The following is a 19,800-nucleotide window of genomic DNA, read 5'->3' as shown; positions in this document are numbered from 1 at the left end:
ACCTAGAATAAGGAGTGCTGAAATTGATTAAAAAATGGATTTTATCGACGTTTGCTTTTATTTTATTATTTTCTTTAGCTGTACCACCAGCCAATGCCGCGTTCCCTGATGTCAACAAATCATATAGCTGGGCACGGCAATCGATTGACTTCTTGGCCGATCGTAAAGTCATCGCAGGTTACGAGGATGGCAGCTTTAAGCCTGGCAAGTCGATAACTAAAGCCGAATTGACCGTAATGATCTATCGACTATTTCCAGATTTAAGGGCATCCGAGCCGAAGAGCATTCCGGGCATTCCTAAAACTCACTGGGCAAGCAAGGTATTTGCAGAGGTCTACAGTACAACATGGCCGATATATGCCGCAGACAAGCAAAATTGGTTGAAGGAATCCTTTTCATATTCGCCAGATAAGGTTATGACGAGATGGGAAGTGATGATGGTTCTAGATGCTTTATTCAGCAATCTGGATTTGTATATGGATATACCAAGCGATAAATCGATCATGCAGACACTGGCGAAGACAAAGGATGTAAAAAAGAAGATCCTGAGCGGGAAACAATATGATATTTGGTGGAAAACAGCATCCACGATGTCTCCGATCGTCGGTGTAGATCAGAATAACAGCTCCGGTATTAAAGTATCATCGGATATTGAATATATGAAAGCTGAAGCCCTACATAGATTTAGTAAACTTGGACTTATGGTTATGGATAAGCAGGGCAATTTTTATCCTTCGCGGATGGTCACACGCGCTGAAATTTCAACGATTCTGTATCGGCTCTATAACATTTATCAAAAAACTCCACTTCGGGAGCCTAAGATAGATCTGCTAGATATAATTCCAAGCGATGCAGATATAAACTACATCTATCCTGACTCTGGAGTTGGGGTCGATTTTAACTTGTATACTAATAAAGCCGGCAATAAAACTTTCTATGCCGCATTCGATCCAAATTACGGAGAAAAAGCCAAGCTCGTTAGATTAAAAGTTGAATCCGAGCAAGTGCTTGATTTGAATATAACAGTCAATAACGTAACGACGCTATACACGTACGAACAGTTAACCGATGAGGCCAATCCGGTAACCTTTTCGACAAAAGATCTTTTGTATATGAAATTTAAGATTGATTACAAGGCAAGGTATCCAGAAAGAGTAACTAAAAAAAGCAATAATGATGTTATGATTTGGGTGTTGGGATACTAAAGTAAGGCAGACAATTGTTAGACTTCATCAACAACGTTAGAAACACATTTAATAAAAACAGACGCTATGAACATGCTCACCTTCATGGGCAGCTCATCAGCGTCTGTTTTTTTAATAATTAGATTCTTGTCTGTGACAAAAACGTGCCTGAAATGTTATAACTCTAAGTACAACTTTGCTCTTAGTAACAATATAAGCTCCTTTGCAGACGCCATGGCTTGCTCTAATGAATAGGTTAATCGATCAGTTACCGAAATAATATCTTCATTCTCTTCAGGTGTTTCGAGTACCTTCTTAATATTAATAATAGTCTCACTCATTGTCCCTGCCTTATTCATCAACCTAAGTATGGCACTTGTTGAATAATGTGCCGCCCTTAGAGTACGAATCATTTTCAATCGCTTTATTTCATTCTCTGTATATGAGCGTGATCCATTAGAGAGTCTAGAGACTGTTATTAATCCATTTCGTTCCCAATTGCGTAAGACTTCAGCTGAGAGGTCGAGAACCTGAGCAGCCTCATTGCGTGTATACGTTCGAATAGATACGGATTCTATTCCACACATCCACTGCTCCGAAAGTTCAATCGCTTCTAACGCCCGATAATATTCTTGTTCTAAATGAGATAAATAGTTTTGTGCATATTCTAGTGCTAGAGTAAAATCCTCTTTGCCGCTAGCTTCTACGATAGCTCTAGCCTTTGTCCGAATTAGTCCCTGAACAATCTCACAACGAAAAGCGATTCTAGCTATTTTTAATTGAAATAAGTGCAGGTCTGAATAAATACGATAGGCATTCTCACCTCTCGGAACAGATGAGATATATCTCCATTGTTCATAAATCCGTACGGTGTTGGGATGTACCCCAACTAATGATGCAATTTCTTTGGTTTGGTACATTCCTCAACCCCTACTTCCACTTAAATAATTTGAATGCTCCAATCAAGCTGATAACAGTACAAATACCTAATATCACAATTGGTAAGGTCATGCCCGCCGTTTCTCCACCTGTACTTACCATTTTTAATAAATGAATACCATGCGACAAAGGTAGTATATCCATTACCCATTGAAAGAGGCGCGGCATCACTTCATATGGAATCGTCGCACCTGAGAACAATAACATCGTAAAGTAGGCGATAGAACTCCACATATTCGCTGCCTTTTGATCCGGTACGACACTGCCAATAAAAATACCAATACTGTACATGGCTACAATAACGAAAGCATATACACTCAAAAACATAAGCCAGGAGCCTGCTATTTGATAATCAAAAAATAAATAATATACAAGAGTAACACCAATAAATGAAACAAGTGCAGAGGAAAGCTGGATTAGACCTTGAGCAAATAAAATCTGTAAAGGAGATACCGGAGTCACTTGAAATCGTTTCAGAATGCCTCGGTGTCGATAATCAGCAATGGTTAATGGTAGACCCATTACACCCGTTGCAAGCACACCAATCGTTATAACAGCCGCGTACGATAATTCAAAGTTAGAAGAACCTGCCGTTGCATCTTTACTAAGTAAGTATCCAAACAGAGTAGCTAAAATGATCGGAAAACATATGCCAAAAATTAAAATATCAATCCCTTTCCATACCAGCTTACCCTCTATTTTTAAAAGTGCAAACATTGTTTTCATCCCCACTGTTCCTCCTCACCAGCAAAATGTAAATATGCGTCTTCAAGCTTGGTATTCCCACTAGCGGCTAACGCTTCCTGAATTGTTCCATGAAAGACGGTTTGACCCTCACACAGAATTAAGATCTCATCACATAACGCTTCAACCTCATCCATATAATGTGATGTTAATACAATCGCTAATCCATTTTCTTTCATTGCTAAGAGCTGCTTCCACAGCATACGGCGAGCCTTGATATCAAGCCCCGTTGTTAGTTCGTCTAAGAACACAAGCTTCGGTTCAGGAATTAGCGCGAGGAGTACGGCAAGACGCTGACGTTCCCCACCAGAAAGTAATTTAACAAGTTGCTTTCCCTTACCTTCCAGTCCAAAGGCTTGTAGTAGAGCAGGTACGTCATTCGTTTTTTTATAAAGTGATTGCCATTGCTCACATGCGTCAGAAACAGTTAATTTATCTTGGAAATGCGTTTCTTGAAACTGCACCCCTACTTGTTCAAATATCTGCTTTCGATTGCCAATCAATGATTTACCAACGATAACAAGCTCATCGTAAGTGCTTTTTTCAATGCCTAGCACTGCAGCAATTGTTGAAGATTTTCCTGCCCCATTTGCACCTAGCAATCCAATGACTTCCCCAGGCTTTAAATGAAAACTAATACGATTGACTGCCGTTTTCTGAGCGTATGTTACCGACAAATTTTCAACCTTTAATATCATGATCTAACCTCCTAAATTGATCTTAGGAAGTAACAGTAACAAAAGATCCATAGGGTGGTGGTTTAATGGAGGGTTTGAATCGTCTGCATTATTAATTGTCTATTAGGAACATTCAGAACCTACATAGTTAAAATCGAGGAAAGGCAAATAAGAAGCAGATAGTGCTGCTAATGTTCAATTGCCTTATACTTTTCTGAGGATAATTTCCCTTTTTGTAGCATAGTTTGATAAATAGTCGGGTTTCTTTTTGAATCTTTCTTCATAATGCAAATGAGAGAACCAATATTCTTATCTGACAGATTTTTTACGATGTTATAAAGATCCAACACTTTTGGAATTGAATAATCTATTTTTTAAGACAATTAGCCTGAAACTCCCGAACAACTAACCATTCAGGCAAATTCAAAGACCATGTAGACGCTCGGAACCTTCTCGAAATCAAGAAATTCGTTGCCAGTTACTTTGAACTTATCTTAAAGATTCATATCCCTGAAACGCAAAATCCACAAACGGACTCGGTTGTGGATTTAACATATGGAGGCGAAAGGAGTCGATCTCTTCATTGGTATGACTATTAAAAAAATATTATTCCAGGCTCTCTAGCATGCGCTTCATCTCAGGATGAAGAAAAAACTTCAATACATTAAATATCATCTTTAGAGCTTCTGTAATTTTATTTGCCGACTCTAATCTCTTTCATGGTCACTTTTTCAATCTGAATATCAGAGAAATCACTGACCATACCTTCGCCGACTGGCGATTGAGAAACAATTCCTACTTTCAGCGTATCCGAAGCCTTCATATTAAAAACTCTCACCATCTGATAATGAGTCCCATCTGTGGAGTAATGCATTGCATATGCATCGCCTTTTCTACCAATCTGAAGCCAAACGCTTTTATCTGTTAGATTCTGGCCGTTCGCATCGTCAGATACTCCGTTGGTTACAACACTGACTACTGCATATGTATTAAAATCCGTATATTCATAACAAAGCTTTGCCCAACAATGATCGCTATCCATGACAAAAAGTGCGCCCGCATCATATTTTGATATGAAATCATGCCTTACTTTGGCACGCAATATGAAATCCCCTTGTATATCCGTATAGAAAAATGGTGCATTGTTATTTAATTGTCCATTTTCTGGGCTGATAAAGTAATCCGTTTTCGCTGGTGCCGTGATTTGAATTAAATTATCCTTTTCATCGATCTGAGATTCATTCAACCACTTATCGAATAGATTCATAGTATCTCTCCTAAAGTTGCATTTATGTTTATTATAACTCTCATTCGCGCACGCTCATATCGTCCTTACGAATGATGGACAGCTCGTTTGTACTTGCCACAATGGCATAGATATACGGAGAATGATCCGTGAATCGATTCGAGACTCCTAACATTTTGTCTTATTGTCTTGTGGTCTGGGCTGTTGCAATCCACAGAAACCTTTATCTGACAGACTGAATGACCAAGCATAAACGGCTGATACCGTCCTTTCATAGCGTTCAACTTTTATGTCGAACAAACATCGCTTAGCAGACCCGCATCTTCAACGATAGCTAGACTCGGCAAGCTCGAGTTTCATCCTCAATCAACGATCCTCTTTTAAATCAAATCCGACTGCTGAAGTAAACGTTGAATCATTATCGGCACTTCTGCATGTGTAACAGTGTCTGTTAGCGCCAACAGCATCCCGTACGACCTTTTACGATGTTGGCTTGCACACTATTTGTAATGCCCTGCAGCGCCCAAGTTGCAGCTTCATTTCGATCTACATAATCCTGCAAAATCAAATTAGATTCACTGGAAGGCAATTGACTTTTCAATCCGGTAATCTCCATAGCCCTGCTGATAAAAACCATCGCTTGCTGACGCATGATCGTCTCATTCGGACGGAAGCTTCCGTCTGCGAAACCGCTAATCAATTCATAAGCATACGCCGTATTGACCGCACCGTTGAACCAATCCTTACTCTTCACATCCGACATTGGAGACACCTCGCTCTGCTCAGGCAGACCGAGAGCTCATACGATAATCGATACAAACTCAGCTCGGGTAATGTTCCGGTTCGGATCTATCGCAAGCTGTTAGGAATATTTTAGCAGCCTCTACTCCGAACAAGTATCTTTTTACCAAGACGGTTTGTCAAGCCCTGAGTTATTCCGCTGATAGCTTTGCTCCTGATACAGATTCTCTGTATTTTGTAAGTAAATAATATGTATAAGCTTAACTCCGATCTCTTGCTATCGGGGTTTTACTTTGTTGCAAAAGCCACTTGGCTCCCCAAACACGACTACTTCGTGTTAGTTTCTTGTGTCGCATTCTTATTCGGCTCAGGGGTATCCCATTCTTCATTGAAATTGCTGACGTAGATAATTCGCGGATGACGTTCTTATAGGTAGAATGAGATGCCGTGCTCGGTCTACTCAGAAGACCTGTGCGCGGAACGTACCCCATTGTCCTCCTTCGGATACAGGGTAATCGACACCCCTCTTTTCCACGCAAAAAAGCCAGCCTCTTGCGGCTGGCTTTAATGATGATGGAGGCGAGGGGAGTCGAACCCCTACCCGAACACAACGCCACCTGTACTGAGCGTAGTCACAGTTTTAGTCACCCTAGAGACTCCCTGTCCCTACCTTCAACCAAATTTGGTTATCAATTTGTATCATTCCCGTTAACAGAAGCCCACTGATACATTGGGATAAATTTAGAAGTTGTTGAGTTCCAGCTTAACGGGGTTTGCAAATACCCCAACGCATCAGCATTATATAAACCGATCACTCGTTGGAAGGGCCAAATTTCGAATACACTTTCCCCTTGCAGGTCGATCGGATATGCTCCGCTTACGCCCAGCACGCTACCTTCAACTGTTTTTTTCAACTTCCCGTTCAAGTCATACAAATCAGACAAATACGACGGGTCGCGCAAGCTGATGTCCAGAAGGAATTCCTTCTGCAAGGATCGATTTACAATTCGAACCTTGTAGTTGTCCTCATAGAAAACTGAGGCATCACTGTATGCTTCGTAGAACCATTCATTGTTATAGAGCTCGTAAAACACGTTCTGCATAAAAGAATAAATATAATTGTAGGTAAAAGCACCACTGCCACCAGAGTCGATACTTACCAAGATATCATCCACGCGTTCTCCTGTAAAATCACCTAAGAAGAGGCGAGCGTTATAACCTGCATTGTACTTCAGTTGGCTAGTGTATCTTGCACCGCTGCGTCCATCCATAACGGTCAGTTGTATATTCTGGACAAAGGAGCTGGTCATGTCTTCTGTAAGATTACCTGTCAAATAAACTTGGTCTGGCGTTCCATCCCCATTTACATCCCCCCACTTCGCATCCAATACGACAGTGTCGTTTCTGATCATGTAGTGACTTCCCCAAATATGTGCACGAGCCATAATGAATCCACCTCTCCGCAATTGCCTTCCATAACATCTTATGCAATGACCTATATGAAGGTTTTATCTATATGTCGGACCTTAACTCCCTCTTGGCTACACACATAAAACATTGACCTCATGCATCAGTTGACCTCGTGCGGTCAAGAGTAAGTAACGAACTTCGGACTAGGCACATGCATAGTATGAAAAGTACTGATTCTTGGATATACGGAGGTCATGTTAATGAGTTGGCAACATCCAGCAGGTCAAAATCACGTTCTGTATCAATCTGACCCTACCGTAGCGTCCACATTAAAAACAATTCGCGATCGTGTTTATAACATCACCTGTAGCCATGTAAATAGGAGAGTTCGTGTTCAGACATTAGACGGTAATACCTACGAGGGTGTAATTGTACATGTCGACAACAGACACGTTTATTTAAGAGTTTCTCATCCATCAGGACAACGCGCCTTTTTTGGACCTAGTGAAGCGGCGATCCTTACTTTAGTTCTCTTCGAATTGCTTGTCATTGTTTTATTGGCATGAAGAATTGAATTGCGTGCTCAGACTGTTTCGCTACCTTCCGCGCGATCGTACCCCATTGTCCTCCTTCTCACTGAGACGACTCCCCTGTGGCTCCCCAAACGAAACACGACTACTTCGTGTCGGTTTCTTGTGTCGCGATTCTTTTATTCGGCTCAGGAATATCCCATTCTTCATTGAAACGGCTGACGAAGATGATTCGCGGATGACGTTCTTATAGGTAGAATGAGATGCCGTGCTCGGTTTGCTCTGCAAACCTGCGCGCGGAACGTACCCCAGTGTCCTCCTTCGGATTCAGGGTAATCGACTCCCCTCTTTTCCACGCAAAAAAGCCAGCCTCTTGCGGCTGGCTTTGATGATGGTGGAGGCGAGGGGAGTCGAACCCCTGTCCGAAGACAACGCCACATGTGCTTCTACGGGTGTAGTGACAGTTTTGATGTCACCCTAGAGACTCCCCGTCACCGGATTCCCTTCGGGTCAGCCTGGTTGTCTTCTTCTAGAGAGCCTCAGGCGGAGACTTTCTAGCGTATCCCACTATAGGTTAGCCCCTAGCCTGCCACATGGGCGATGGAAGGTAGAAGCACGCTAACAGTTTCTTAGGCTGCTAAAGCGTAGTTGTTTTGTTGTTTGCCGTTTAATTGGCTTTCCGCGTTAGTGAAGCAGACGCAGCCCTACTACCCGCTACCCACGCTCGTTCTATCCCCGTCGAATCCATAAACGCCCCCGAATGGCTGGTCGCCACCGCATACTGCGGTTGGACATTCCAGAGAAAGTCACTCCGAAGAATGACGGTAGAACAAACTTGCTTAGCTTACTTGTTTAGTATAACACGGGAGACATCCGATTACCTAAAATATTGTTGGCAGTATTACCACTTCGTCCCCGTACATCCAGCTCGCTTAGTTGCTGACCTTCTGCTTTTCACGGAGAATCCGCTGAATATCCCGCTGGGAATCACGCTTAGCATCCGCTTGACGTTTATCGAACTGCTTCTTACCTTTACCAAACCCGATCAGACATTTCGCATAACCGTTCTTGATGTAGATACGAAGAGGAACGATGGTGTAGCCATCACGCTTGGTCAATCCTAGAAGCTTATGGATCTGTACCTTATGCAGCAAAAGCTTCCGTGCACGGGATGGATCACTCGGATTGTTACGATTACCCTGTTCAAAAGGGCTGATGTGCAAGTTGTGTAGGAAAATCTCACCGTTACGAATCGTGGCGAACGTATCGCTTAAGTTCGCGCGGCCGGTACGCAAGGACTTGATCTCTGTACCTGTCAGCACCATTCCGGCTTCATAGGTGTCCTCGATGAAGTAATCATGAGAGGCTTTCTTGTTCTGAGCTAACGGTTTATCGTATTGCGAGTTCTTGCCCATTTTCCTTCACCTTCCTTACCTAGCTTCCGTTGATGGCGCGACAGCTTAACAACCGTCGGACATTCATTATAGCACGCGCCCACCCACGCCATCAACAAAGCAGGTACCAACTTTAGCCTATTTCCCTTGAGATTCTGTAATACACTTGTCAATCAGAGCCATACGAATGTACAAACCATTCACAGCTTGGCGGAAATAGGCTGCACGAGGATCCGAATCTACTTCTTCAGCGATCTCACCAGCGCGAGGAAGAGGATGTAGAACGATAGCGTCCTTACGCATCCGACTCATCAGTTCCGCATCCACAATGTACTGCCCGGAAGCCTTCTCATACTCCTCAACCGATGGAAAACGTTCCTTCTGAATCCGAGTCTGATACAGAACGTCGATCTCGCCAGCAACGGAATCCAGATCGTTCGTTTCCGCATAGCGGATTCCCTTCTCTTCCATATACTTCTTCACGTTGTCCGGAATCCGCACATTGTCTGGAGAGATATAGTACACCATAACGTCCTGATAATTGGCCAAAATATAGCTTAGCGAGTGGACTGTCCGACCATAAGCTAGATCCCCGACCATCGCGATCTTCAAGCCATCGATCTTACCGAACTCCTTGCGAATCGTATACGCATCCAGCAATGCCTGTGTTGGGTGCTCACCCGCTCCGTCACCTGCATTGATGACCGGAATTTTAGCGACCTCAGCTGCACGTTTAGCTGCACCGATTTCCGTATGACGCATGACGATAATATCGCTATAGCCACTGATAACCCGGATCGTGTCCTCCAGCGTCTCTCCCTTAATCGCGGAAGAGAACTGCGAAGCATTTTCCGTACCGATGACGCTTCCTCCGAGCCGATGCATAGCCGATTCGAACGATAATCTTGTCCGCGTGCTTGCCTCGAAGAACAACGTCGTCATTATTCTTCCTTCATGTCTTCTGTCTCCGCCGCGAGCGACTATTTTCTCCATATCCCGCGCTGCATCAAACAATTGCTCTAATTCTTCCTTATCGAACTGTTTAGCTCCAAGAACATGATAATACTGTTTCATCCTGTCAGCCTCCCCGACATACATCTCCGTACACACTAAGTACTATCCTATAAGATACGGCGAAGTTTGTAAAATGGAATCCGCACCTCATATTGACCATTCAATGAGCAGAAAAAGAGCCTCCCGACAATTACGTCCGGGAGGCTCATGATTACTTATTCTTTTGGCTTTCTACGTCGATCGGACTTCTCTCCACTTTGCTTAGGAATCGAAGCTTCCGCTTTGGTGAATGGCTTAGGAGTACTCTTCGGCCGTCCACCACCTCCACCTCTATTGCCCTTACGATCATTAGCCATTCTTCCGTCCGTACCATCATCCGCATTTTTCGGATAATTACCGGAGCGTGGAAGCCCCCACATATCAAGCTTCCCACGGCGCGCTGGAGCAGCACTTGATCCGCCCGAAGTACTCGAGCCTGAGCCTCTCGATCCATTCGAACCTTCTGATGCACTCACACCACCAGATCTATTCGACGCACCTGATGCACTGGATCCACCAGACCGATTGAAGCCACCCGATCTGTTCGAGCCTCCTGATGTCTCTAATCCCTTCGACTTCACTTCTGGTGATGTCGCTGGAGCATTCGTCACGGCTGGAGCTTGAGCTGGAGCCTGAGCTTTTGGCGCTTGAGCCTTCGGAGTCTGAACTTGTGCCTGAGCACCAGCTTCTGAAGATCTATTGTGGGATTTCTTCTTCGGTCTGCTGTTAGGATTGGTTGTTTCGCCTCCGACCTGCGGAGCAGCGCTGTTCAAGCTACGATCATCAGAGCGACCAGCTTTGCTAAACCGTCCTTCGCCGCCTTTACCACCCTTGCCTCCGCGATCTCCACGTTCGCCGCGTCCACCACGACCGCCAGCATTACCACCACCGACACCAACAAATCTGCCCGCAGCATTCTGCTTCTTACGCTTCCGGTCGAAGCCTGGGCCACGTGCGTCCACGAAGCTTACGCGACTGCCGCTACGTGACTTCATATCGACCATTTCGAAGTCGATTGTATGATCATTCATGTTAACCCGCGCCACGCGAATCTTCACTTCATCGCCAATCCGATAAATTTTCGACGTACGCTCGCCAATTAACGCCATATGAAGCTCATGGAAATGATAGTAGTCATCCGTCAGATCACTTAGACGTATGAGTCCTTCTACCGTATTTTCCAGCTCAATGAACATACCGAAGCTTGTCACACCGCTAATAATACCCGTGAATTCCTCACCGATCTTATCGAGCATGAATTCAGCCTTTTTCAGCTTCTCCGTATCCCGCTCTGCATCAACGGCTACCCGCTCGCGTTCCGAAGATTGAGACGCGATGTCCGGCATACGTGCATTCAGCGAATCAAAACGGTTGTCCGGTAGCAAGCCACCGTTCTCCAACACTTCTCTCATAACCCGATGAATCGCTAAATCCGGATAACGACGAATTGGAGAAGTAAAGTGCGAATAATACTCTGCAGCTAGACCAAAATGTCCTAGGCTCTCAGAATCATACTTAGCTTGCTTCATTGAACGCAGCAGCATTGTACTAAGAACAGTTTGTTCCTTCGTTCCTTGTATTTCTTCCAATAAGGTTTGTAGCGCTCGCGGGTGCACGGTATTTCCTTTACCCCGAACCGCATAACCGAAATTACCTGCGAATTGCATGAAAGTCATAAGCTTCTCATCGGAAGGCTCTTCATGAATCCGGTAGATGAATGGCACCTTCAACCAGTGGAAATGCTCGGCCACAGTCTCATTCGCCACTAACATGAACTCTTCGATAATCTGTTCGGCGACCGAACGATCACGCTTCACGATATCAACTGGCTTACCTTGCTCATCCACAAGAACCTTCGATTCCTGGAATTCGAAGTCGATTGCGCCGCGACGAATCCGCAAGGCACGCAAGCCCATAGCTAGCTCACGCATATCCTTGAACGTATCCACCAAGTCCGCGTATCGCTCAGTGACTTCTGGATCTTCTTCATTCAATATTTTACGGACATTGGTGTAGGTCATTCTCTCCGTCGTCCGAATTACGCTTGTAAAAATATCATGACGAACCTGCTTCATCGTACCTGCCTCGAACTCCATCTCGCAAGACATCGTCAAGCGATCAACCTGCGGGTTCAACGAACAGATCCCGTTAGACAACCGATGCGGAAGCATCGGAATAACGCGATCTACCAAGTAAACGCTGCATCCGCGATTGTAAGCTTCCTCGTCAAGCTTGGACTTCTCGCGCACGTAGTAGCTCACGTCCGCAATATGCACGCCCAACACGAAGTTGCCATTCGGCAATCGCTCAACGTTAACCGCATCATCAAGATCCTTGGCATCTTCACCATCAATGGTCACGATAACCTTATTCCGCAAGTCGCGACGACCCTGTTGAATGATCTCTTCCTCCGTAATCGCATCAGGAGCTGCCTCAGCCTCCTCGACCACGTCTCCCGGGAAGCTTTCAGGAAGTCCATGCTTGCGGATAATGCTCAGAATGTCGACGCCTGGATCATCCTTATGCCCCAGAATTTCAACGATCTCGCCTTCTGCCGCAGAACGGCCTTCTGGATATGTAAGAATATTAACGACAACCTTCTGTCCGGTCACCGCTCCCTTAAAGCCTTCCCCACGGATAAAAATATCCTTATTAATCCGTTTGTCATCCGGCACCACGAAGCCGTAGCTTTCATGATTATGGAACAAACCGACAATCTGGGTCACAGCACGTTTAACGATGCGAACAATCTCGCCTTCAAGCTTGCCATTCTCATTCTTCGCAGATACGCGCGCAAGCACGATATCTCCATTCATCGTACCCTTCAAATCATTGGCATGAATATAAAGATCAGGATGCTCTTTGTCATCCGGAATTAAGAACGCAAAGCCCTTCGGATGGGATTGAATCCGTCCGCGCAACAAATTCATCCGTTCTGGAACGCCATAGCGATCCGTACGGGTCAATAGAATCTTGCCGTCTTGCTCCATCTCCGTAAGCATACGAAGAAAGGTCTTAAATTCAATAGCGTCCTCTATGCCAAAATGTTTCTCTAATTCGCGGTAAGTCATGGGTTTATAAGCGGTTTCCCGCATAAAATCGAGCAGCTCCTGCTCTGTGCACATCGGCATCCGTATCACCTCGTCCTACGTATAGTATGTACATTTTGCATCCTCGGCAACCGGATAATTCTTCTTATCTCATGCACAAAAAAAGGCAGGAAGCTCACGCTCCCTGCCAGATTTTCTTGTGACTAGTTCTTAACGAAATAAGCAACCACCAAAGAAAGGATAAAGAAACCAATTGCCAGTCCAATCGTTAGACGCTGCAAGAACAGGTCGATACCACGAGCCTTCTGTTTACCGAACAATTGCTCAGCTCCACCAGAGATCGCACCAGACAAGCCTGCACTTTTACCGCGTTGAAGAAGAACAACTGCAATTAGTCCTAGCGAGAAAATAACCAAGATTATTTTAAGAACGACGTCCATCGCTTACACCTCCCAAATCCCTAAGTAAAACGGCTACGCCGCTACCTGATTGCTTTTGAAAAACAGTATTTTTATTTTATCACAATTCCCAGTAGGTTGACAACCTAATCTATACGTTAATCTATATCATTCTTATACTTCATATGGATTTTGCTGATAACGCAATTACAATAATACCTATCACAACAGCGATTGAAGCCACAATCCTCCGGGTTCCTTGTGTTTCTTTCAATACAAATATCCCCAGTAGCGTGCCGAATACAATTCCTACCTCACGTAAGGGAGCGACAGTGGATACATTGGCAGTACTTGCTGCAATTAAGAACAATAAATAAGAGCCCGGAGACAAGATCGCCCCGATCCAAATGATTCGGGAATGCGTGCGTATAACACGCTTCAATCGGTCCAGATGAAGTGCAGCTGGCGTCAGACCTAGCATAAAACCAAGATTAGTCACCGCTAGGAGTGAAAGAGGAGAAATGTATTGCAGGTTCGTTTTATCAAGTAGTGTATAAGTTGTAATACACAGGCCCACACTCAGAGCCAACAATACAGGTTTAAGGGATGTATGTTTATGCTGTGTTCTTGGGCTTCGTCCAACCATGATGATGAATCCGATCAGCATGCAGCCTATCCCAACCCATCCCCAGAGAGGTATCGTTTCCCCCAATACAAGTACGCCGGCCGCTGGAATCAACACGGTCGGCGTACCGCGCATAATAGGATACACCTGAGATAAATCCCCCGCCTTATAGGTTTGGACAAGTAACAGCGAATACACACCTTGCATAATTAGAGACAACCCAATCATCAACCATTCATTCCATGTAAACCGAGCAACAGCCATTTCAGTGATCGCTGTCGGGAGTAAGAGAAGCGTTACCGGAGCATAAATCACCCATAAGAACACCGGCTTATCCGTACTTTGCTTAGCAAACATATTCCACACAGCGTGTGCCAGACCTGAACATAGAACGAGGATAAGAGGAATTGCGATCATCTGAGTACCACTCTTCTTTTGTATGTGTTTTCAACATGTTATCACACAAACACACACAAATACAATACAACAAAGGAAAACACAACCTCATAAACAAGAAAAAACGACTCTTAGATTTCACTAAGAACCGTTTAAACGAACTTCCTTATTTCGCGATGCCCTCTATTCATAGACGATCTCAATACCACTCGCTTTGTATTTCTCCACAAGAGCTCTATCGATCTTAGAATCCGTTACAAACCGGTCAACCTGAGCACATGCACATACCTTAATGAGGGAAACCTGATTAAATTTACTGCTGTCTCCAAGCACAATCGTTTGCTTCGCATTGGCATGCATGATCTTCTTGACCTGCACTTCACCGATCGCGTTATCTGTAATGCCGTCTTCTATCGTAACCCCACTCATACTCATAAAGAATAAATCAGCATGAAACCGCGATGTAAATTCTTCAGCTAAGTCACCAATAATACTCTGTTCCTCTTGGCGAAGAATACCGCCGATCATGATCAGCGTATATCCAGGCCTATCGACCAACTCATTCATAATCGGCAATGAATTCGTAATGATTGTCAGACGTTTAAACTTACTCTTGAACATCCTCGCTAGTTGCGTATTTGTCGTACTGGCATCCAGCGCGATGGACATCCCCTCTGTCACATATCTGGACGCATTCTGGGATAATTCCGTCTTTTCTTCCACAAATATAGATTCACGTATCGGCAACGGTATTTCACGGCTATAATCCGGTTCCTTCAATATCGCGCCCCCGTGAACACGCTTTAAGCATCCCTCATTTTCCAAATACTCGAGATCGCGTCTTATCGTTTCAAATGACACATCGAACATCTCAATAAGCTCTGAGGCTCGAATCGATTTGTCTTTATTTATCTTCTCGATAATTAACTGATGTCGTTGCTGTGCAAACACCTCAACCCACTCCTTCTTGCCGTGGCATCTCGTAATCCCATATTCATTAGCTTGATCAGAAGAAGTCCATCAACAACGTCACCCGCTCCGGAATCCGTCGTTCCAACAGCTCCACACTTTCCTTAGACCCGCTAATCCGCCCCCACTCCTGAAGTAAGGATGGTTTCCGATTACCCACTAACATAGCTGTCAGCGCTTGGATATCACAGATTATTGCCCCCTGTTCAGACGTCACAGCCTTCGCGGCATCGCCCTCCAACAGCTTCAATCGGCCCTGACCCTCTTGGCTCCACACGAGCTGGTAGGCTCCATTATTCCATGGTGCATGGGAGTCAGACAGAGATATCACAATAGCCTCATCTTGATTGCCTGGAGCCCAAGTGTAATGTCCTACGAAAGCTTGCGCATCCACAATTCTCGACATGAAGTAAGGGATAATCTCCTGCTTAATCCTAGGGTCGGCTAACAAGAACGGCAATGGATCATCTATCGGTACGGTCGTCGTTACCTCGTTAATCATCGAGTCATGGTTGCCTATGAACGTCCACAAGGCCACACGGGACGTCTCATTCGTGCTCACCCATTCATGAATCAGCAGCTTTCTATCCTCGATATGATAGAACACATAACCTTCAGGAACATTACTTTCATTATAGTAAACCGCAAACGCACCGGTTTTGATCAGTAGCCTGCTCTCCCACCATTCCTGCGTCCTCACAAGCGTCCCACTAAATCGTGAAGCATAAGCCGAATAGATGCCATCCAGCACTTCTATGTCAGGCGTGGGCATTCTCTTAACCTGTCCTGGCACTTCCTTGCGAGGAGGCAGTTGCTTCGTTTCGATCGTGTATTTTTTGCGTTCGATCGTCATTTCATAACCGTATTTATGGTAAAAAGGAAAAGCGAACGGGTGCAGCATGCTGATCGTTTGTCCATTACTTCTCATCGTCTCCAAGGCATGGACTAGCAACCGACTTACGCATCCCTGCCTTCTCGCTTCAGGCCAAGTGGCTACTGCCGATACTCCACCCATCGCCAGCTTCTTGCCCTGAATCCACACATCCATCGTGTGGATGAGCAACGCCGACAACAATGCCCCTTGTTCGTCGAACGCCCCCCAATCATTCTCAGGGCGAAAGAGGAGTTGCCTTTCTTCTGTTTCTTTTTCCGTCCATTTTTTCTGGAAAGCGAATTCCGTTAACGCCTTTCTTATCTCAAACTCATCTGCTCGAAGCTGTCTGATCTCCATAGCTGTTCTGCCTCCTCAACTGACTAGTACTATTATCTCTATAGTAACAAAGATATCCTCGTGGAGTAAGATGCTGACCCTCAACAGACACAAATGCCAAAAAGCCCGGCATAAGCCGAGCTTAGTGTTCCATGCTGAATGTACAACTATAAGGCTAGAGCCAGCCGCGTGCTTTGAACCACTCATAGTTCAGCTTCGCGCTCTCAAGTGAGGACACTTCATAACGCTCTTGCTCGATGATGACGTATTCTACACCTGCGGATTCGCATGCTGCTAGTGCAGAATCCCAATCGACGGAGCCTCGGCCAATTTCCGTATCCGTTCCATCTTCTTTGAAATCCTTCGCATGAACGACAGGAAGACGCCCCGCATATTTGTTCACATATTCCGCTGGATCTTGACCTGCTACCTTAACCCAGCCAAGATCGAATTCTGCGAACAACAGTTCAGCCGGGATTCTTTCCAGAATATGATCAATAATCAGCTTACCTTCAACTGGCTTAAACTCGAATGCATGATTGTGATAGCCGAACTGCAGCCCGGAATCCTGAACAATCTTAGCTGCCTGCTCAAGGTTGTCCGCCATTTGGTTCACAGCATCTAATGTCGGATTGTCTCCAAGTGGATAATAGGGAACAATAAACCGCTTCACTCCAAGCTCCAAGCTATACTCAACCTTAGTCTTCAGATCGTCCCATATCGCTTCATTGCCAACGGCTAATCCCACATGCGCGGAAGGAGCGTTCAAGCCCGCATCGGACAAAGCTTGACGAACTTCCTGAGCGGAGTGACCATAGTAACCTGCCAACTCCACGTTACGGTAACCGATTTCACCAATCTCCTTAATTGTAGCCAGAAAATCCTTCTCACTGCGATCACGAACGGAATATAACTGAATGCCTACTTGCGGTTTACTCATCTCAACCCCACCATTCCTATGAATTAATCCTAGTCGCCCGTTGCTCGGGTTTGTTCAAGCTTTCGTCTTCTGTTATCCATTATAGTCTTAAGAAAGCATTTTCACGATAAGGTTTTTTGTCCTCTTTGTATGGCATTTTGGAGATTACTCGTATCCCCTTTGATTTAGAAGAAAGATTCTCTTTACAATCACATAACATTTTTTTACGAAATGGAACAACTTTCCACACACTTGAGTCGTATTATTGGATGACACTCATTCGGAAAGGATTGAAAGATACATGGAAGAACAATCTACGCTATCCGAGCATCCGGAGCACCCCGCTTTGCCACCGAAGAGATCATTGAATAAGCGTACCAAACGAAAAATATGGCTTTATTCGATATTAGGCGTCGTTATCCTTATCGCTTCCATAGCGGCTTATTATATTTATTCTATTTATTCCTTCGCGGATAAGATCTATGTCAATCCAATACACAATCAACCCTCTCCAGTCACCGCGACCGACGGAACAATCCCAACTCCGCTCGCCATTATTGAGCCACCTGAATGGTCCGGAGACGAGCGCATTAACATTTTATTGTTAGGCGGGGATTCCCGTGGAGTAAAGAGCAATGCCAAGCCACGATCAGATACCATGATGCTCGTCTCTATCGATCCGGTCACTAAGAGTACGCATTTATTCTCCCTCTTGAGGGACACATACGTTAAGATTCCACAGCACGGCTCAAATCGACTTAACGCGGCCATTACGGTGGGCGGGCCCCTCCTTGCAATGGATACGGTCCACAACCTCCTTGATCTACCTATCCACTATTATGTCTACACAGATTTCGAAGGCTTCATCTCCTTAATTGACGAGCTTGGCGGTATTGATTTTGAGGTCGACAAGAATATGAAGCGAACGGACAACAGGGATGACCCTAGATATAACATTAAGCTGGAAAAAGGAATGCAGCATCTTGACGGCTTAACCTCGTTGCAGTATGTCCGTTATCGAAGTGATGCAATGTCCGACTTTGCAAGATCAGACCGACAAAGAAAATTTCTAACGGCCATCGCCGACAAGCTGCAGCAGACAACCTCTTTATTGAAGCTGCCACAGCTACTCAACGGAATTGCTCCATACATCGAGACAAGTATTCCACCAAGTGATCTTATTAAGCTAGCACGGCTAGGCATGAAGCTCGATACGAGTAGTCTAGCAGGGATTCAAATCCCACCTTCGGGCGCCTTCAAGAACGAAATCATTAATGGAATGGATGTTCTCGTAATCGAACCTGAAAAAATAAAAAGCTATGTGCAGGAGCAGCTTGCTAGCTAACTATTGGCACCAGTTCCACTGAACGTGATTGATCAATAACAGCCCTCACATTCATAGCATCTCCACATATAAAAGCAACCCTGAACCGTTGTACACGGTTCAGGGTTGCTTTTATAACTATTGATAATCCCTTTGCATGACCAATTATACAGCGACCGCAGCTTCGCGGAACGCCTTCACCTTATCCATCAGCTGTTTAACACGCTCGATGTCGACGTGATTCTCAAATATACCATCGTACTTAAAAGTTGTTCCAACGACCGCGCCGTCAGCTACTGCAAGCTGCCGTTCCACGTTCTCCATTCGGATACCCGTATTCGCGAGTACGACCGTTCCGTTCGCAGTATTCTTAACACGCTGTAAAATTTGATCATCGGTTTCCGCACCAGCCGTCAATCCCGATACGCAGAGTGCATCTGGTCGGTTGTTAAACACGGTCGACTTTACGATGCTTTCAATTTCACGATCCGCTACATATTTAGCTGCTTCCGGCACAATGTTAAACAACAGTTTCACATTTTCCGCACCGATGCGGTGCTGATGACGGATCGTCTCTCCTACATTCGTATTCCACAGACCGAAATCACTGGCATATACACCGGTGAAGATTTCCCGAACGAACTTCGCTCCGGTTGCTACGGCTAGATCAAGCGACTTTTTGGCATCCCATAGGACGTTCACACCAAACGGGATTTTGATTAGAGGCATGAGTTCGCCGATAATCCGAGCCATTGCGGCTACGGTCTCTGTTTTGACGTCAGTCAGATAAGGAAGACTAAATTCATTAGAGAACATGACCGCATCTACGCCACCTTCTTGAAGGGCAAGAAAATCCTTTCTCGCCATCTCGATAACGTACTCCATACCTTTATTAGCATCAAAATGTGGATCTCCCGGTAATGGTAACAGATGACACATCGCAATAATTGCTTTTTCCGTCCCGATAACTTCTTTTAACCATGTCATTCCA

The 19,800-nt window shown here is 44.9% G+C and carries 18 protein-coding genes and 1 other RNA gene; 3 read left to right on the top strand and 16 right to left on the bottom strand.

The window, feature by feature from the left end:
• Nucleotides 1-23: 23 nt before the first annotated feature.
• Complete coding sequence (locus M1K58_RS08630) at nucleotides 24-1,205, top strand: S-layer homology domain-containing protein (RefSeq protein WP_256758357.1); 1,182 nt, start codon at nucleotides 24-26, stop codon at nucleotides 1,203-1,205.
• 155 nt (nucleotides 1,206-1,360) lie between these two features.
• On the opposite strand, the gene M1K58_RS08625 is transcribed toward M1K58_RS08630, so the two are convergent.
• The 6 genes from M1K58_RS08625 to M1K58_RS08600 all read right to left on the bottom strand — a co-directional run bounded on the left by M1K58_RS08625 (nucleotide 1,361) and on the right by M1K58_RS08600 (nucleotide 6,943).
• Nucleotides 1,361-2,104 (bottom strand): MerR family transcriptional regulator, encoded by a 744-nt coding sequence (locus M1K58_RS08625; RefSeq protein ID WP_256758356.1) that lies wholly within the window; start codon nucleotides 2,102-2,104, stop codon nucleotides 1,361-1,363.
• Between the two features lie 10 nt (nucleotides 2,105-2,114).
• Complete coding sequence (locus M1K58_RS08620) at nucleotides 2,115-2,849, bottom strand: ABC transporter permease (protein WP_256758355.1); 735 nt, start codon at nucleotides 2,847-2,849, stop codon at nucleotides 2,115-2,117.
• Complete coding sequence (locus M1K58_RS08615; RefSeq protein ID WP_256758354.1) at nucleotides 2,846-3,565, bottom strand: ABC transporter ATP-binding protein; 720 nt, start codon at nucleotides 3,563-3,565, stop codon at nucleotides 2,846-2,848. Before M1K58_RS08615 ends, M1K58_RS08620 begins: the two co-directional genes overlap by 4 nt.
• A gap of 673 nt (nucleotides 3,566-4,238) precedes the next feature.
• Nucleotides 4,239-4,811: a DUF1349 domain-containing protein gene (locus M1K58_RS08610; RefSeq protein ID WP_256758353.1), complete on the bottom strand. Its 573-nt coding sequence runs from the start codon at nucleotides 4,809-4,811 to the stop codon at nucleotides 4,239-4,241.
• Between the two features lie 430 nt (nucleotides 4,812-5,241).
• Nucleotides 5,242-5,553 carry an S-layer homology domain-containing protein gene (locus tag M1K58_RS08605; RefSeq protein WP_256758352.1) on the bottom strand — a complete coding sequence of 104 codons (312 nt, stop codon included), beginning with the start codon at nucleotides 5,551-5,553 and terminating at the stop codon, nucleotides 5,242-5,244.
• 667 nt (nucleotides 5,554-6,220) lie between these two features.
• Nucleotides 6,221-6,943: a VCBS repeat-containing protein gene (locus M1K58_RS08600; RefSeq protein ID WP_256758351.1), complete on the bottom strand. Its 723-nt coding sequence runs from the start codon at nucleotides 6,941-6,943 to the stop codon at nucleotides 6,221-6,223.
• Between the two features lie 258 nt (nucleotides 6,944-7,201).
• On the opposite strand from M1K58_RS08600, the gene M1K58_RS08595 reads away from it, so the two are divergent.
• The gene (locus M1K58_RS08595) at nucleotides 7,202-7,507 is read left to right on the top strand and encodes a hypothetical protein (protein WP_256758350.1); all 306 of its coding nucleotides are present in this window, start codon (nucleotides 7,202-7,204) and stop codon (nucleotides 7,505-7,507) included.
• A 356-nt stretch (nucleotides 7,508-7,863) separates the two neighbouring features.
• Here the strand turns inward: M1K58_RS08595 and ssrA are convergent.
• The 9 genes from ssrA to M1K58_RS08550 all read right to left on the bottom strand — a co-directional run bounded on the left by ssrA (nucleotide 7,864) and on the right by M1K58_RS08550 (nucleotide 17,506).
• Nucleotides 7,864-8,229: a transfer-messenger RNA gene (ssrA, locus tag M1K58_RS08590) on the bottom strand.
• A gap of 174 nt (nucleotides 8,230-8,403) precedes the next feature.
• Nucleotides 8,404-8,886, bottom strand: a complete 483-nt coding sequence (gene smpB / locus M1K58_RS08585) for an SsrA-binding protein SmpB (protein WP_256758349.1) — start codon at nucleotides 8,884-8,886, stop codon at nucleotides 8,404-8,406.
• A gap of 117 nt (nucleotides 8,887-9,003) precedes the next feature.
• Nucleotides 9,004-9,939 carry an aspartate carbamoyltransferase gene (gene pyrB, locus M1K58_RS08580; RefSeq protein WP_256758348.1) on the bottom strand — a complete coding sequence of 312 codons (936 nt, stop codon included), beginning with the start codon at nucleotides 9,937-9,939 and terminating at the stop codon, nucleotides 9,004-9,006.
• 155 nt (nucleotides 9,940-10,094) lie between these two features.
• Entirely contained in the window at nucleotides 10,095-13,043 is a 2,949-nt protein-coding gene (gene rnr, locus M1K58_RS08575; RefSeq protein WP_256758727.1) for a ribonuclease R, read from the bottom strand.
• A gap of 128 nt (nucleotides 13,044-13,171) precedes the next feature.
• Nucleotides 13,172-13,408, bottom strand: coding sequence for a preprotein translocase subunit SecG (gene secG, locus M1K58_RS08570; protein ID WP_256758347.1), 237 nt, complete (start codon nucleotides 13,406-13,408; stop codon nucleotides 13,172-13,174).
• A gap of 139 nt (nucleotides 13,409-13,547) precedes the next feature.
• On the bottom strand, nucleotides 13,548-14,408 hold the full coding sequence (locus tag M1K58_RS08565) for a DMT family transporter (protein WP_256758346.1): 861 nt from the start codon (nucleotides 14,406-14,408) through the stop codon (nucleotides 13,548-13,550).
• 162 nt (nucleotides 14,409-14,570) lie between these two features.
• Nucleotides 14,571-15,338 carry a DeoR/GlpR family DNA-binding transcription regulator gene (locus M1K58_RS08560; protein ID WP_256758345.1) on the bottom strand — a complete coding sequence of 256 codons (768 nt, stop codon included), beginning with the start codon at nucleotides 15,336-15,338 and terminating at the stop codon, nucleotides 14,571-14,573.
• 55 nt (nucleotides 15,339-15,393) lie between these two features.
• The gene (locus M1K58_RS08555; protein ID WP_256758344.1) at nucleotides 15,394-16,587 is read right to left on the bottom strand and encodes a GNAT family N-acetyltransferase; all 1,194 of its coding nucleotides are present in this window, start codon (nucleotides 16,585-16,587) and stop codon (nucleotides 15,394-15,396) included.
• 154 nt (nucleotides 16,588-16,741) lie between these two features.
• Entirely contained in the window at nucleotides 16,742-17,506 is a 765-nt protein-coding gene (locus M1K58_RS08550; RefSeq protein ID WP_256758343.1) for a sugar phosphate isomerase/epimerase family protein, read from the bottom strand.
• A gap of 280 nt (nucleotides 17,507-17,786) precedes the next feature.
• Between M1K58_RS08550 and M1K58_RS08545 the strand changes: the two genes are divergently transcribed.
• Nucleotides 17,787-18,830 (top strand): LCP family protein, encoded by a 1,044-nt coding sequence (locus M1K58_RS08545; protein ID WP_256758342.1) that lies wholly within the window; start codon nucleotides 17,787-17,789, stop codon nucleotides 18,828-18,830.
• Between the two features lie 144 nt (nucleotides 18,831-18,974).
• On the opposite strand, the gene M1K58_RS08540 is transcribed toward M1K58_RS08545, so the two are convergent.
• Entirely contained in the window at nucleotides 18,975-19,796 is an 822-nt protein-coding gene (locus tag M1K58_RS08540; RefSeq protein WP_256758341.1) for a BtpA/SgcQ family protein, read from the bottom strand.
• Nucleotides 19,797-19,800 lie beyond the last annotated feature (4 nt).

The organism is Cohnella sp. WQ 127256, assembly GCF_024519285.1.
Lineage (GTDB): Bacteria > Bacillota > Bacilli > Paenibacillales > Paenibacillaceae > Cohnella.
This window is presented reverse-complemented; position numbering and strand designations above follow the sequence as displayed.